At 45.7% G+C, this 15,817-nt stretch carries 16 protein-coding genes; 4 read left to right on the top strand and 12 right to left on the bottom strand.

Features of this window, described 5'->3' with window-relative positions; translation table 11 throughout:
• Positions 1-275 precede the first annotated feature (275 nt).
• The 3 genes from GCE9029_RS05095 to GCE9029_RS05085 all read left to right on the top strand — a co-directional run bounded on the left by GCE9029_RS05095 (position 276) and on the right by GCE9029_RS05085 (position 4,843).
• Positions 276-3,536, top strand: a complete 3,261-nt coding sequence (locus GCE9029_RS05095; RefSeq protein WP_062661381.1) for an ATP-binding protein — start codon at positions 276-278, stop codon at positions 3,534-3,536.
• A gap of 83 nt (positions 3,537-3,619) precedes the next feature.
• Complete coding sequence (locus GCE9029_RS05090) at positions 3,620-4,309, top strand: DUF3334 family protein (protein ID WP_062661379.1); 690 nt, start codon at positions 3,620-3,622, stop codon at positions 4,307-4,309.
• Between the two features lie 69 nt (positions 4,310-4,378).
• The gene (locus GCE9029_RS05085; protein WP_062661377.1) at positions 4,379-4,843 is read left to right on the top strand and encodes a hypothetical protein; all 465 of its coding nucleotides are present in this window, start codon (positions 4,379-4,381) and stop codon (positions 4,841-4,843) included.
• Positions 4,844-4,895: 52 nt separating this feature from the next.
• On the opposite strand, the gene fruA is transcribed toward GCE9029_RS05085, so the two are convergent.
• From fruA to fruB, 3 genes are read right to left on the bottom strand one after another with little or no spacing between them, the layout of a single operon-like run.
• On the bottom strand, positions 4,896-6,623 hold the full coding sequence (gene fruA / locus GCE9029_RS05080; RefSeq protein ID WP_062661375.1) for a PTS fructose transporter subunit IIBC: 1,728 nt from the start codon (positions 6,621-6,623) through the stop codon (positions 4,896-4,898).
• 18 nt (positions 6,624-6,641) lie between these two features.
• Positions 6,642-7,589: a 1-phosphofructokinase gene (pfkB, locus tag GCE9029_RS05075; RefSeq protein WP_062661373.1), complete on the bottom strand. Its 948-nt coding sequence runs from the start codon at positions 7,587-7,589 to the stop codon at positions 6,642-6,644.
• Between the two features lie 3 nt (positions 7,590-7,592).
• On the bottom strand, positions 7,593-8,708 hold the full coding sequence (fruB, locus tag GCE9029_RS05070) for a fused PTS fructose transporter subunit IIA/HPr protein (RefSeq protein ID WP_062663130.1): 1,116 nt from the start codon (positions 8,706-8,708) through the stop codon (positions 7,593-7,595).
• A gap of 330 nt (positions 8,709-9,038) precedes the next feature.
• Between fruB and cra the strand changes: the two genes are divergently transcribed.
• Positions 9,039-10,019: a catabolite repressor/activator gene (gene cra / locus GCE9029_RS05065; RefSeq protein ID WP_062661371.1), complete on the top strand. Its 981-nt coding sequence runs from the start codon at positions 9,039-9,041 to the stop codon at positions 10,017-10,019.
• A 7-nt stretch (positions 10,020-10,026) separates the two neighbouring features.
• On the opposite strand, the gene GCE9029_RS05060 is transcribed toward cra, so the two are convergent.
• The 9 genes from GCE9029_RS05060 to GCE9029_RS05020 all read right to left on the bottom strand — a co-directional run bounded on the left by GCE9029_RS05060 (position 10,027) and on the right by GCE9029_RS05020 (position 15,762).
• The gene (locus tag GCE9029_RS05060; RefSeq protein ID WP_062661370.1) at positions 10,027-10,497 is read right to left on the bottom strand and encodes a hypothetical protein; all 471 of its coding nucleotides are present in this window, start codon (positions 10,495-10,497) and stop codon (positions 10,027-10,029) included.
• Between the two features lie 260 nt (positions 10,498-10,757).
• Entirely contained in the window at positions 10,758-11,582 is an 825-nt protein-coding gene (locus tag GCE9029_RS05055) for a hypothetical protein (protein WP_062661368.1), read from the bottom strand.
• Between the two features lie 71 nt (positions 11,583-11,653).
• Positions 11,654-12,016, bottom strand: coding sequence for a hypothetical protein (locus GCE9029_RS26490; protein WP_197475323.1), 363 nt, complete (start codon positions 12,014-12,016; stop codon positions 11,654-11,656).
• 74 nt (positions 12,017-12,090) lie between these two features.
• Positions 12,091-12,453 carry a hypothetical protein gene (locus GCE9029_RS05050; RefSeq protein WP_062661366.1) on the bottom strand — a complete coding sequence of 121 codons (363 nt, stop codon included), beginning with the start codon at positions 12,451-12,453 and terminating at the stop codon, positions 12,091-12,093.
• A 12-nt stretch (positions 12,454-12,465) separates the two neighbouring features.
• Positions 12,466-12,741 (bottom strand): hypothetical protein, encoded by a 276-nt coding sequence (locus GCE9029_RS26725; RefSeq protein WP_062661364.1) that lies wholly within the window; start codon positions 12,739-12,741, stop codon positions 12,466-12,468.
• A gap of 286 nt (positions 12,742-13,027) precedes the next feature.
• A complete protein-coding gene (locus GCE9029_RS05040) occupies positions 13,028-13,435 on the bottom strand; it encodes a hypothetical protein (RefSeq protein WP_157487771.1) in 408 nt (135 codons plus the stop codon).
• Positions 13,436-14,244: 809 nt separating this feature from the next.
• Positions 14,245-14,481 carry a putative periplasmic lipoprotein gene (locus GCE9029_RS05030; RefSeq protein WP_002542498.1) on the bottom strand — a complete coding sequence of 79 codons (237 nt, stop codon included), beginning with the start codon at positions 14,479-14,481 and terminating at the stop codon, positions 14,245-14,247.
• Positions 14,482-14,493: 12 nt separating this feature from the next.
• Positions 14,494-14,817, bottom strand: coding sequence for a hypothetical protein (locus GCE9029_RS05025; protein ID WP_062661358.1), 324 nt, complete (start codon positions 14,815-14,817; stop codon positions 14,494-14,496).
• A gap of 75 nt (positions 14,818-14,892) precedes the next feature.
• The gene (locus GCE9029_RS05020; RefSeq protein WP_062661356.1) at positions 14,893-15,762 is read right to left on the bottom strand and encodes an aldo/keto reductase; all 870 of its coding nucleotides are present in this window, start codon (positions 15,760-15,762) and stop codon (positions 14,893-14,895) included.
• Positions 15,763-15,817 lie beyond the last annotated feature (55 nt).

Here is a 15,817-nt window from a genome sequence, read left to right as displayed (position 1 = left end):
ACAAAATTGGTACCAATAATTACGTCTCATGTCACTTTATTGAATCTAATGTCTCCATATTGCGATTTGGCCGTCTACATTATAAGTTCCCAAGAACATGATAGTCCGGTTTAACGAATGCAGGCGCTTTAAAACTTCCTGCTCAATACGAACTTAAACTGCTGATTTCATGGTTTATTGCACAAGTGGCAAAGCCTTCATTAATAAAAATACAAATGATTACAGCCACAAAGCCTATTTCTGGTCGTGCACGGATGTGAGTTAAAGGATTTAAGATGTCTGACGAACGGATTCAGCGCACCAATCAGTTCCCGTTTTCAAAAAGTATCGTTGGTAAAGTCGGTCTCATCATGGCGATGATGACACTCTGTGCGATGCTCCTTTCGGTTTCTACATATGTCATGCACGACAGTGCCAGCACAGACACCAACAATACCAGTCGACTGGAAATTCCGAGCGCCCTACTTTCGGTATCTATGCTTCGTTACGCCGGCGAAATGAACCGAAGCATGCTCAGCTATGCGCTGGGTGAGAGCACCGCCTTGGAAAACTACTACCGCAACAAAAACCAGTTTGAAGTTTCGCTAAACGAACTGAAAAAACTTCATGGAACAGAAACCAGCCACCTCAAGAGTATTGAATCAGTCTACGACAACTTTATCGATAAGATAGAAAACGATGTGATTGACGAGTACGACCCGAAGAGAGAAGTCTGGGCGTTAAACGAAAAACGCATTATCTCTGCCACTTTGGCCCCTGAGCTGTTTGAATCTATCAGTCTTCTAGACAGCAGCAAAGACACTTCTGATTTGCTAACAAAGCAAGACACACAGCACTATATCTGGCTTATCCGCGATGAAGTCGATGACATGACGTCGGCATTGTTTTTCTATTTGAGTGGTGAAGAAAATCAAAAAGACAGGTTTGATGCTAACGAAGCCTTCTTTCGTAATCACATCAACTATCTAAGAAAAAACTCCACAGACAATACCATCATCGAACAATTGGATTTGATTAAACGGTTGGGTGGTGTCCTTTCCAATCGCATTACCCGCGTGTTTAATCAGTACGACCCTTCTAAAAAGCTGGATGCTATTTCATCATTGAAGGCCATCAATGGTAATGAATACAAAACACTGGAGACATCTTTAACTGAGTTTTCCAGAGAGACCAGCTTCAGCGCGGCTAACTCTATGGCAAACCTTCGGAACGTATTAAAGACAAACCAGCTATCGTTCTTTGCCTTGTTTGCCATCATGACGGTTGTCAGTATCTTCGTGACTTACTACATCTACAAGAAAGTAACGCAGCCTATTGCACGACTAGCAGACACCATGCGAAATCTTGCTGACGGGAATACTGAAATTCCGATTTTATATAAAGATCGTCCTGACGAGGTCGGCCAGATTTCTCATGCGTTAAGTTCATTCCGCGACCACATCATCTCGCGTAATCAGGCACGAGAGCAGCTTCTATACCAAAAAGAGTTGGCTGAGACCGCATCAAAAGCCAAAGCACAATTCCTTGCTGCGATGAGCCATGAAATCCGTACACCGATGAATGGCGTGATCGGTATGATTGATATCCTGTTGCGTTCAAAACTCGATACGTCTCAAATGAGTGTCGCCAACACAGTTAGGGAATCAGCGCTCTCATTGCTGTCTATTATTAATGACATACTCGACTTTTCCCGCATAGAGGCCGGTAAAATGCGCATCGATAATGTCACTATTTCTCTTAGACATATCGCAGAACAAGTAATGGATAATCTCGCCACGGAAGCGGCAGAAAAAAATGTATCCCTCACCCTATTTGTTTCTCCGGAAGTACCCACTTCTTTAATTGGTGACCCAACTCGCATCAAGCAAATTCTGTTCAATATCATTGGTAATGGCATCAAGTTCTCTGGCGGACAGCCTCATCGAGGTGAAGTGCAAGTCTGGATAAAATCGGAATCAACGCTTGAAGGGGCTGCTAGAGTCTTTATCGAAATTCGCGACAACGGGATAGGCATCAGCAAAGATAAGCTAGAAGCCATTTTCCAACCGTTCACACAGGCAGAGTACTCCACGACTCGTCGCTACGGTGGTTCCGGTCTCGGTCTTGCAATTAGCCGCAATATTGCTTCCCTAATGGGAGGCGCTATTTCAGCTACCAGTGAAGAGGGTATCGGCTCTACATTTATGGTGAGCTTCACCCTTCCCTATTCTCAGGAAATTACGGCACCGGATGAATGCAATATTGAACTGTTGAGAGAGTCTGCTGCATCACTCAACAATGTTATCTGCATTAACTCCCTAGAAAATGGCGCGCTGAAAGTCAGTATCGATAATTATCTGCACTCGATGAATATTGCTGTTCAGAGCATCACAATCGAAATGCTGCACTTACAGAAATTCGAGCGAGAAGATGTTAAATACGTGGTACTTTGCCGCGATTACCTCAAAACGAAGCAATTGATGCCAGCCTTCGTACCTCCCAAGGTAGATATTCGCTATCTGGAGTTGGATATGAATCTGCCGGTTCGCCGTTATGGTGGTATCGATGTGTTTGCCATTTTTTCATCTCCGCTAAAGCTCGCCAGTTTACTGAGCGGTTTGCGAATCTGTGTAGGTCTTGAAAGCCCTGATTACCCTGTAATCGACACGCGTGGCAAAGAAGCCTTTATCGAGCGCGCTGAGGAAATGCAGGGAACCATTCTAGTCGCTGAAGACAACGTGACAAACCAAACGGTTATCGAAAAGCAGCTTACCTACCTTGGCTATCACGTGGTGATGACTGCAGATGGTCAAGAAGCACTGAGGGCATACAGAAACCAAGCCTTCACTTTGGTCCTAACCGATTGTCATATGCCTAACATGGATGGCTATGAGCTCACAAAAGCGATTCGTGAGATCCAAAAAGAACGTGCTGAATTTGTCCCTATTGTTGCGCTTACTGCCAATGCTTTGGTCGGGGAAGCAGAGCGCTGCATTGACACCGGCATGAATGACTTTATCGCCAAACCGGTAGAAATCGACGTTATCCAAAAGGTACTCGCAAAATGGTGTGCGCAAAGCAAGCCTTTCGAAGAACCTAAAGAAGAGCCACTAACGGCTATAAACAGTGCGTCCAGCGTTGAAACATCAACAAAGCTGGAGGTACCAGCGATCCTTCCTCACACAATAATCGAATTGGACCCCGAGGTACTAAAGAAGCTCTTCTGGGGTGATACGGAGACCTATGCGGAAGTGCTCGGAGAGTTCATCAAACACTGCGAGCCAGAGTTGAACACCTTGGCAGACTTCCAGGCGCCCTATGATTTCACTGAAGTAAAAATGCTCTCCCACAAACTGAAAACCTCCTCCCGAAGCATAGGCGCGATTGAGCTTTCAGACCTTTGTATGCAAATAGAAAAATCAGCGGCTGCTGAAAATCAAGATACGGGTGGATTGATAGACGACCTCAGACCAGTTTTGAATGCCACCCTGCTCGCTGTGCACAGTAAGCATGCTGATTTATTACAATCACTTGGAGAGCGCGCGGCAGAAAACTAATACCGAGAGAGATTTCAGCAGAATGCCGGATTTAGTGCCACACTTGTAAAGATTCAATCAACATCAGAACGAGTGAGCCAGTCATGAGAAAAACAAAAATCATCACTACTGAAGACATTCTGCTAAAACTTTGTCAGTCAGTTACCGCGGTACTTTCCAAAGCCACAGACTCACAAGTCCATCATTCTGCGATGGTTCAGAAAATCACCAAAACAAGTTTGAAACCCGACTTTGGGTGTTTTGTCCTTTTTGATGGTGGTTTTTCAGGGTTGGTGGTCATTAATTTTGAAGCCAAAGCTGCGCTCGAAGTCTATCAAAAATACATGTCCCACATGGGGATTCCAAAAGAAGAGCTTGCAACCCTTCATACTTCAGATGAAGTAGCAGATGTACTCGGCGAGTTAATGAACCAGATTGTTGGAGATTTCACTGGCAAAGTTAAACGCTCGCTACAAACCAACATCACGCAAAACCAACCGAAGATGATGGCAATCAACAAGAATATTAACGTGACAGTGGACAGCAATATTGATCGTCCTCAAGCGCGTCGCGTTAGTTTTAGTACTGAAGGCAACAATATTTTCTATCTTGAGCTTTCCATGGAACGCACCGAGTTCATTCAATTAGAAGAGTTTGAAGAAGGTGAGGAAATCAATCCAGATGAGATTCTGGAAGAAGAAGTGGCCAAAAGCTTAGAAGGTAAAGATAAGAAAAAGGGCCGTTCAAAAAAAGCCGCAGAAGCTGATTCTTTAATGGATGATCTTGGCATCTAACCCCCCTTCCTAAGTCCCAATGGCGGCACAATGCCGCCATAAAAACAATAAATAGCCAGGGAGAATACTGTGGACGTCGTCGAATCGTGGATGAAGAAAATTCAAAATTGGTACGAAGACACTGAACACCGAAATGTTGAATCACTCGCTGCCATCGTCTCGCAAACCCCCGCTATGATATTTGACCCGCCGATTGACCTAAAACGCAGTGACGCGATTGCTTATTTTGTTGATGGCTGCACTAAGCTGCAGCGTCACTATCAGTTTGAGGGTAAGACTGAGGAAGCATTTAGCTATTTGCAGTTTTGCTATGCAAAACTTCAGGCGTTGGCTTCGCGATCTGACATGGAACCTGACATTAAGCGTTGGAGTCTTAAGAAGCTTGATATGTTGATTGTGGCCATGATGGAATTCTGCCAACAACAGAAAGACGCAGCGTGGCAAAGGGAGAGCGAACAATTAGTCGAGCTTCATGTGACCTTTATGATGGGTCAGAACGACCTGAATTTACGCGCACCCGCTAGCCCCTACTGAACGCAAAAAGCCGACCCTAGGTCGGCTTTCTCTTCTCTTGCATAGACTTCATCTATGCGTGCTGAGCAACAGCTTGCGATTCCTCGCTTTGCTTCAATGCCGCATACATAAACCCTGTCACCAAGGTACCTGCCGCAATTGCGCCGAGGTAAAGCAGCACTGGCGTGATAGCATTTGGAATAAACAGAACAAAGATACCACCGTGCGGAGCCATCAGTTTCGCGCCAATCAACATAGAAAACGCACCAGTCAATGCACCGCCCACCATACAGGCGGGAATGACACGCATTGGGTCACGAGCTGCGAAAGGAATCGCACCCTCAGAGATAAAACACAGTCCAAGCACAAACGACGCCTTGCCCGCTTCACGTTCCTGAGGGTTAAACTTGCTGCGTGCTAACAAGGTTGCCAGGCCCATACCCATTGCCGGAACCATACCCGCAGCCATCACTGCTGCCATTGGTGTGTAAGTTTGCGACGCCAATAAGCCAACACCAAATGTATAAGCAGCTTTGTTGACAGGGCCACCCAAGTCAAAGCACATCATGGCACCAAGGATGACACCCAGTAGAACAGCATTGGTCGAACCCATGCTGTTCAGGAACTCGGTCAGACTATTCATCACCCCTGCGACAGGACCACCTACTACGAAAATCATGACTAGACCCGTCACCAAGCTCGCCAGTAGTGGAATGATTAGGATTGGCTTAAGCGCTGCCATTGAGTCCGGCAGTTGGACTTTATCAGCGATCAGTTTTGCGGAATAACCTGCCAGGAAACCTGCAACGATACCGCCCAGGAAGCCAGCACCAGTAGAACTTGCCAGCATACCGCCAATAAGGCCAGGAGCAAGACCCGGACGGTCAGCGATCGAAAATGCGATAAAGCCAGCCAACACTGGTACCATCAACGCAAACGCGCTCGCGCCACCTATTTCCATGAGTGCAGCCGCTAATGTGCCCTCTTCCTTGAACGCTTCAATTCCAAAGACGAAAGACAAAGCGATACACAGACCACCAGCAACAACCAATGGCAACATGTGTGAAACACCCGTCATCAAGTGTTTATATGCACCGGTACGCTCTTTCTTCCCACTGTTATCCGCTTTTGCAACGCCATGTTTGTAAACCTCAGCTTGCTCAAACGCATTGGCTAACTCTTGCTTGGTTTTCTTAAGTGCAGCTCCGGTACTGGTTCGATATACGCGCTTGCCATCAAAACGAGCCATGTCGACTTCAATATCCGCACCAATAAAGACCAAGTCAGCCGCAGCAACCTCTTCATCAGTCAGTTGGTTTTTCGCCCCAACAGAACCACGGGTTTCAATTTTTACCCACATGCCCTGGGCCTTGGCTTCTTCTTCAACAGCTTCAGCCGCCATAAATGTGTGGGCTACGCCAGTTGGACAAGCCGTAATACCGACAATTCGTTTTTGGGCCGACGGTTCAATAACTTCAGAAGAGGAAACATAGTTGAAGGTCTTAGCTTTTGAGGTCGCATCAACCAGCAATTGTTTAACGTCGGCGTAGCAAGCTTCCAAAGAGGCCTGATAGACAGTTTTGCCATTGAATCGCTCCATATCAGCGACTGGCCCGACAGTGAGAATGAGGTCCGCTGACTCGATGTCAGATGCTGAGGCGGGTTTCGATGGTTTTACTATGCTTTGGCATTCAATAACCGCTTGCCATTGGAGTGCTGCGACTGCTTTTTCAAGCATCCCCGCGGCGATAATAGTATTCGCAATACCACTTGGGCACGATGTCACGATAACTGCTTTCATCTCTCTACCCCTGTTCCTTTATCTATCTTTAATTTGCTTCACGTTGACTTGATGCTGAAGCGCTTCTAATTGAGCAATATCTTCAACACCCACATTGACCTGGGTGACTGCCAGGGCAGAAAGTGCGGTAGCGAATCTCAGAGAGGTTTCGCGATCCCACTGATTCAGTTCTGCCCAACACATGCCAGCAACCAACGTATCGCCGGCCCCAACTGTGCTAACCACTTTTATTTTTGGTGGCTGGCTGGCAAACCAAACGCCATCTTTCAGCCACAACACACCTTCTGAGCCGCGGGAAATCACTACATTATCGATACCCGTCTGACTCAGGGTTTTACCCGCCTCGAGGAGTTCAGATTCATTGGAAAGATGCTCACCCGCCCATTGGGAGAGCTCTTCGTCGTTAGGCTTAACCAACCAAGGAGCGGCTTTCAAACCGGCAGCCAGTGCCGCGTTACTGCTGTCAAAAAAAACTTTTTTACCTTGCTCCCGAAGCGTGGAAATCCAAGATGCGAGTTTTTCTGGTGATATACCTGATGGTAAGCTTCCGGCAATTACGAATACATCGTGCGTCTCTGCCAATGTCTTGAGGCTTCTTTCAAGCTGTTGAACATCCTCTTCAGATACTGCAACACCCGGGAAATTCAGGTCTGTGACACGACCTGATTCTTCCACCAGTTTGACGTTAATGCGCGATGCGCCTACTACACGAATGAAGGCATCATGAATGCCTTTTTGCTCGAAAAGGTGTGCGAACGGATCCTGATTTTCATCACCCAAAAAGCCGGTTACCGTCACTTCTGCACCCAATTCAGCGAGCACCTTCGCAACGTTAATCCCCTTACCGCCCGGATTCAGGTTGGAAGACTGAATAAGGTTGACGGTACCTGCTTTGAGCTCTGTCATACCGCCCGTCATATCGAGCGCAGGATTGAGCGTGACTGTGACTACACGAAAATTCGTCATGATTTAACCCTCACCCAGACCAGCTTCAATGGCTTGACCGATGGCATCAATGGCGACTTGGGCATCAGCACCTTCGGCGGTAAATTCCAGTTCATGGCCTTGCTTAACACCCAACGCAATCACCTTCATCAAGCTCTTGGCATTCACTTGCTTACCATCACCATTCAGGTTTGATACCCAGATTTGTGAGTCGAACTTCTTGGCAACACTTACCAGCATGGCGCCAGGTCGGGCATGAAGACCATGGGCGTTTTTAATTTTGAAGATTTGGCTTAGACCGCCCTGTCGGACCTCGGAAAAAGCCTTAACAACAGCTTCTGGGGAAGAAGCAAATACCTCTGCGATTTTTCCATCAAACGCCAACTCACTGATGTTGTTCATGATGTCGGTGTGCTCTGCGCTGTTAGCCGCAACAACAATTAACCCTTTCACGGCTTGACCATCGACTTCGAAAACTTGGTCTACAGACAGAAAAGCTATTGCTGTTTGATTTACCGACTCCGATGAAGTATTCAGCCACAATCCCTGCCCCAGACACACCGGTGACTGACCAACAAGTGAAGAGACAAATCCCGGACCAACGGCATCCGCCGCTTTCAATTTGCCCGCACATACCGCACTCATGGAAACTAGATCTGTTGAAGGAAAACCCAGGGTGATCGTGCTTTCATCGAAAAGCAGACCTTTCTGGTTTGCACCGGTTAACACAGCAAGGACCTGCTCTGCGCTGGTCGCGGCCTTTAATGCTTCTTCCACAGAGTCAGCAGAAAGAACATGGGTGAGTTGCTTCAATATGCCGAGGTGTTCATCAGATTTCGCCGCGATGCCAATTGCAAGGTAAACCGTGTTTCCGTCTCCCCAGTCCACACCGTTAGCAAAGTGATGAATTTGCACGCCAGTTTGCTTCACCAAATCGCGGGTGTCAGTGGTGCCATGGGGAATCGCAATACCATTCCCCAGATACGTTGAATTCTGGTTTTCTCGTGCAAGCATGCCTGAACCATACCCTTCAACTACAAGCCCGTTAGCGACCAAATCATTAGCAATCTGTTGTATCGCTTCTTCTTTTGTTGCAGCGCTCTTGCCGAGTTGCACGTCGTTTTGCGTGAGTTCAAGCATCATTCTTACCTCAGATTTCAGTGGGCTGAGCCCACTTTTCATTTGCCCCGCCACACATTCATTGCTGCAGCCAAGCCGTAATATTCATAGTCAGTAAAGCACCTTCAAGCGTACTCTTTAACTTTACTGAATCGTTTCAGCATTTAAATCAAAAAACAGGCTTCACGCACAGTTTTTATCTTTGCTGAAACCTTTCAGCTATCAATGCTGAATCCATTCAGCGTATAATGCAAAGAATCGATAAGATCCTTTGCGCTTTTTATGATCACGCGCACAGAGTGTTCCCAATCTGATGAGCAAATCGGATTCGGTTTAAGGGGAAAGATTTCAATGAAACTGGACGAGATAGCCCGCTTAGCTGGGGTTTCACGCACAACGGCGAGCTACGTAATTAACGGCAAGTCAGCTAAATACCGTATCAGTGAGCGCACCCAGCAGAAAGTGATGGAAGTTGTCGAGAAGTATAACTACCGTCCAGACCATGCAGCCAGCGCCCTTCGCGCAGGTACAACGCGATCGTTTGGCCTTCTGATCCCCGATTTGGAAAACAGCAGTTACGCAAAAATCGCTAAGTTATTGGAACGGGATGCACGTCAGGCTGGTTATCAATTGATCATTAGTTGTTCTGACGACAATCCTGAGACAGAGAAGCAGGTCGTCAATATGTTAGTCGCACGCAAGATTGACGCGCTGATAGTTGCCTCTTCACTGCCTGCAGAGAATGACTTCTACCCTGCCATTCAAGCTTCCGGTACACCAGTGATCGCCATCGACCGTGCATTAGATGATGAACACTTCGCCTGTGTGATAAGTGAAGACCTGGAAGGCGCATTTTCATTGACTACTCAGTTAGCTGAAATGGGCGCAAATACCATCGGACTGATTGGCGCGGTACCCGAATTGGGTATATCAAAAGAGCGGGAGCAGGGATTTTTGTCTGCTGCCAGAAAAGCGACCGCAGGTACGCAAATTGCGTACGGTGACCATTTCAGCCAGAAAGAAGCCAAGCGGCTTATTCTGCAATGGTATCACGCCGGCATGATGCCCGAGGCCATACTCACGACATCATACGCGTTGTTTGAAGGTGTCCTTGATGCCATTTTGGAAGAACCAGAGATTGGCGAGCAAGTGAAGTTTGCCACGTTTGGTGACAATCGCATGCTGGACTTCATTCCAATGAAGGTGCAATCACTGCCTCAGCAGTTTGAATTGATCAGTGAACATGCACTGGAACTCACTCTAAACGCCATTGCAGGAAGGTATCAAACCGGTGTTGAAGTGGTGCCGAGAGAGCCTAAGTGGCGGGTTTGAAAACACGTTATTCACTGCTCTTTCTTAAGCACTCGATTGAAGTGTCATTTTCACGCTTGATGAAGTTGTTATCGGACTTCCATGATAGTTGCCATTTTGCGGTCCCGATCCATTTAAACCCCTTTTTAAATCTCTCTAGGTGCTCAAGCGAGAAAGCATTATTGGCAGCGATGTAGAACTCTTGGTCGGACTCATAAAGTCTACCTTTACCGACACGCCAACTTGAATCAGATTCAATGGTATATGAAAGCAACCGCTCATTAGTTGGAGCGGGGAAATCCAATTTCATCACAATGGAAGCAGTCTTGTTTTCACGGTAGTTGGATTGAATAGATTTAACGTAGTTTTCGCTGGGAGCAACTGAGTGACAGTCCCATTCACCAACAATTCTCGCTTCGATTTGGGAATCACTCTCTTTTGGAGAAGAAGCGCAACCCACTATCAAGACTGCAAGTATCGAAACAATCACTTTTTGCATAATAGATCCCTCTATATATTTTCTATTCCATACGAAAACTAAGAAGCGCCAGTTCCGCCGTTTTTCAGTATTTCATTGCTAGAGTCAGTAAGTAGTATTGGAATTATCTTATCGTAATCACCATCCACAAACCGTCGATAGACATCCTTATCTCTTTCACTAATCACCGATGATAGGTTCACCAGAAAAATTGAAACTAACTCGAGCCATTGTATTCACCTACGCCTCCAAGCGAATAGATTTGAGGCAACAATCAGATATCAATGACAGTCGCTGATGGTAACAGTAGCTTCTCCGACGAGTCTGTCATGCAAATCGAACACAGCATAGCGCACGGACACATAGCCTTGAAATCGGTCTTTGAATTGTTCGCATGCAACTTTAAACATGCTTTCAGTATCCAGTTCATAGATTTCATCTTCTTCGAAGAAGTCATTCACCGAATATCGGAATTCCAACACCATATGTTCTCCAACAATATCGACCCAATCAAAGCCATCCTCTAACGTTCTGGGCAACGTCTTTTTTACTGTTTCTGCCGTATCGAAGATCAATTTTTGCTGTTTGAGCTTCTCTAGAAACTCTTCTAAGTGAACGGTAAAAGACGCTTCATATAATTCGCCATTCACCACCGCAAGCTTGTTTAGCTTTTCTTCAACATTATCAATGCCCTCTAGACCATCGAAACACCTATCAGCAGATACTTTGTCTTCGTTGGACATTTTGGCGCCACTTTCCATACGTTCAATAAAATCACGGTTAAAAAGCGACGCACAGGTTTCAGTCAGGAGGTTATCAGCCAGTATTTTCATCTCCGATTTGCTGAATACCCTCCGATATGTCGTTGCAGTTCTTTCACGAAAAGAGTCTGAGTAAACACTTTCGATAAAATTTTCTATCACAGGTAAAAACTTCTTTTCAGGTTGTTCGGCAAAGAGTTTCTTTTCCCAGCTCTCTACCGCCAGCGGTATACTGCGATCAATACTTCTATCCACATACTCCCGATAAACATCCCTCTCTTCTGCTCTCGTCTCCGACGAAATACATGCTAAAAACAGAACGCCTAGCCAAGATTTAATTTTCATCTGCATTCCCTTGCGTTTGTTAGTAGTAGGCAGGCCGCGTTGGGCATCCTAAGACTGGAGAGATAACAATATTAGCTATCCCGAGACAGTTCTATTTCTTGGCAAACCGCAAAAAGTACAAAGTCAGCAGAGCCTGCATGGAGACGGTATAAAGGAAAACTGAGGTCTTTTAACGCATTTGCCCCCTTTTCCCAGAGTACTTCACTTTGGTCGAGTTCATCCATCGAGTTGATAAGTTCAATACTAAAGTCAAGGCAAGCCCATGGCGGCTCATCTGTGAAGTCAGGTAGATATGTTATTGATAGCAAACCTATGAGTCTGAAACCTTCAGTCTTATCAAGGTACCAACCGAACTCTATCTCAACGGTACTGGTTTCGATATCAACAGCTACATTGTAAACACAAGAACGTGTGAAGCGCTCAACTGAACACAAGGAATAGAAACAATAACTTGAGATTATCTGTGTGGAGTGTGATGTGTCCTGAAGTAACCTACGCAGCGTATGAGTTAACTTGGATATTTAATCTCTTTCTTGTGTTCAACATTACGGTCATCAAGCGCGTGGATAAATGGGCCTTGCTTGGCTGGCCATTTAAGATGCAGATCTGTTAGAGACTCTATGCTGACATTCTGATTTAAAAGATGCTGCCTGAGTGAATCAGTCCAGTAGCCTATAGACTTCTCAATCCTAGTGCTATAAAACTGACGAGGTTCAAATGTTCTTGAGAGCCAGTCAATTGAGATATCATATCCTTTCGCATGAATGGCCTTCAGCTCCCTAAAAACAAAGTCTCCATCTACATAGTTTTCATAGCTCAGATAGCTATAGCCAAAGTTGTGTATTGCCGACTTTATGTTTTTATATTTCATGGCTGAGAATTCTCAGAGAGATTCATGCGAAACATTCTTAGTATATGGTTGCCTTTCAACTTCAAGCAAAATCTCTTTCTGTTCAGTTAAAACATATACAGATTTCATCTCTTCACTCCAATTAAAATCGATGAGTCCATCGATAAGATCGTCATCGTAGTCTTCATCCTCGATATTCTCCTTGTAAGTACGAGCAGATTCGCATACGAGCCTAGTATGAGGATTGAAGTCTTCCACATTGTCTACCAACTCAATGGTAAAAGTGCGCTTATCAATGTCATAAACCATGTGTGAAATATAATGCGAGCAATTTGGAATTCAATAAGCTAGGTAGTTCACAAAAACCCCTCCTCAACAAAATCATGTAGTGGTGATAGACATTTCCCTGCCAAAGAATCAGCGCAAGCGAACAAGAGATGTTGCGCAAAAGGCTGCGCGGGGCAGCCTTATGGGCAAGTGCGAGAGTTCGTGAAACTGACGTCGACTGATTGGATGGCAACGGGTCCTAGATGTATTTTCCCTGTGGCACGGCATTGTTCAATGTATTCAGGTGAAATGCTACAGTTTCTGAGCGCTATTTAGCAGTTAACTGAGGGGACATGTGATAGTCATAAACACACCTTGCTGCCAAGAAATAAATTGCGAGGAACGTTAATCCAAAACTGCCAGCTGTCCCAGTTGAATAGTACGAATAACCCACATCGACGGCATGAAGAAAGAACAGTGCTGCAGCAGCCCAAAGCTGTTTTTTGATTAGGAAAACTCCCAATACAACCTTCACTAGGTTGACCGCATGAATGATGATGTCAATGCCCAGTACACCTTGTGGCGCCTCAAGTCTGTCCACGGCCACCGGAAGTAGAAAAAGCATGCCTGACGCTAAAACCGAGCTGACAATGCACAGCCAACCCACAATCGTTGGGACTTTGTTCCAGAAAGAACTTGGTTTTTCGGCTGATGGGATATTTGGTGGCATATTCACAGGCTTACTCCTTTAAGCATTAATCATCATATTAATACCCTATCTCTTAAAGACTAATCTGCCAAACACTCTGTAAAGAAAATTAGACCCTCACAATATTCATCACATGCCGCCAGGATATCCCGTACTCCCTCGCGAGAATATCGGGCCGGTTTCGCGCCCCAGTACCAGGGGATAATCGGGTTTGGCGTCTGGGGCACGTACACCCTCGCTCCACACATGACCTGCCTCAGTGTTACCGCAGCGGGGAGATCGAATGACAAGTCTTCTCCCTGAGCACACGCTGATATCGTCGTCATAAAGCAATCCATCAGTGGTTTTGGCGCTCCGGGGGAACGGCGTAAGCCAATACCTTTGCCGGATGAATTTGGTGATACATGGAATGTATTTCCCGTAGCCATCGGTTATGACACGCAGGTATTGCTGGGGGCATAAAAGCCGGAAAATGACGGACAAGTACCATGATGAACGTGGAAGTGAATATGTCTATGTCAAAGCACCTTCGAAACTGAGACGTTGTTACCCAAAACCCGTTTCTAGGGATGAAGGGACAATACCACCGGATCATCACTATCGTTTTGGAGGAATTTTGGAGGGAACTTTTTATTGCGCCTCACCAAAGTAGTGAAAAAGTAGAGATAAAAAGGTATTTACCTGTTTCAGAAGCCCCAAAAAACCCATCAAAAAGACAAAAAATAAAAGTGATAAATTCCTAATATTAATGGAAAAAATGGAGATTTTTATTCATTTCAACAAAAAAGCGCCGGGATACCCCTGCGCTTCACAAAACCTTACCCAAAATTGGCTTTTTACTTCGCAATATTGAAGAAGGCACCGTCTTTACAGGTAAACGTGTAGTACTTTTCACGCTCCATGTACTTCTCAAAGCCTTTACCTTCACAATATGTCGCGTTCAAGTCAGAAGAAATGTTCAAACGGCTATCAACCACACGCTGATCTGGGTTTGGCATTGACTCCGCCGTTTCAATTGAAGAGCAACCCGCCATCAAAGCCGCTGCGGTGAGAGAAATCAGTACTTTTTTCATTGTCATCTGCCTTTATAAAACGTAGTTAGAGCCATCATTGCAGGCGAGCTTAATTTCGCCGCTCTTACTTGAGATGAAGTCGCGGATGCCCATGCTAGAGCAATATACCCTGTCCATCTCGAATATTTGTTCCAGAGAAATGTCACCACGGATAATGTATGAACTACCGCTATCACACATCACACGAAGTCCATCAACCGTATGGGAATAGGCTTTGGCACTGTCGCTTTGACAAAGCTTGATAGCCGCATCGATACGTTCGTCCATAGGATCCGGTGCAGACGAACAAGCTGCGAGCAGAAAAACGCCAGAAGCCACAAGTAACTTTTTCATCATCTGTTTCAATCCCAAAACTTAACACTTCCAACACATTAGCACAGACTGGATAGTGAAGACATATTGCGATTTGGTTCAAATCAAAAGTTTGAGGTTATCTTTTAGGCGTTCAATGGAGGACGCGGCTGTCACGGGCGTGACGCCATAATCTGAAATGGTTTTTAACACTAAAGCTGAGGTTGTCGTTTCGCTCTCCTCTGCCTGCATTTGTAGCTCTTCAACCATGATAGCGTTAAGCAAGTTATCATATTCATTGGGCAGTTCGTCGGGAGAAACCTCGTAGCAGCCGTCAAGTAAAGGGCTGTATCCAATGATTTCGGGTTTACATTCGAGGTGCTTCAACACACCGAACAAGTGTTCATTCATCACTATCTGCGGGCTAAACTTGGCGTCGATGTTGGGAGACAACAAGGTATAGCGATACTGAACGTATTTGAATGGCTCAAGGCTGTTTTGATTAATCACGTCGAGCAGTTCCAACACTCGGGGCTCTTTAAAGTTCGAAATGCCAAGCGCCTTGACTGTCCCCTGTTCGACAAGCGATGACATCGTTTTCCAGGTTTCAATCAGCGGCGTGTTTTCATCATCAACGTGGGCGTAGAGAACATCAATGTAGTCAGTTTGAAGGCGAGATAAGCAATCATCGATTGATTGCATAATATTGCTTGGCGAGAGTCCATCCAGCTTATCATAAGTGAAACCGTCCACCGACTGGGCACCGATTTTTGTCATGATTTCAACATCATTACGGTTTTTGGATTTTAGCCACTCTCCGATCACCGTTTCACTTTCACCACCTTTTCCATCGGGGTGCCAGACAGCGTAATTATTTGCGGTGTCCAGACGCCTTCCCCCCATTTCCAGATAACCATCAAGAACCGAAAAGCTCTCTTCACGACTGGTGTATGTACCGAACTTGGCTGTACCCAAAATGATGGGGAACATATGCGCTCGCCTCGCGTTCGCGAACCTATCGAGCAAACTCAACAGGTTGCAATTA

This window comes from Grimontia celer, assembly GCF_900055185.1.
GTDB classification, from domain to species: Bacteria; Pseudomonadota; Gammaproteobacteria; order Enterobacterales; family Vibrionaceae; genus Enterovibrio; species Enterovibrio celer.
The sequence above is the reverse complement of the archived record's forward strand: the minus strand, read 5'-3'. Positions and strand labels throughout refer to the sequence as shown.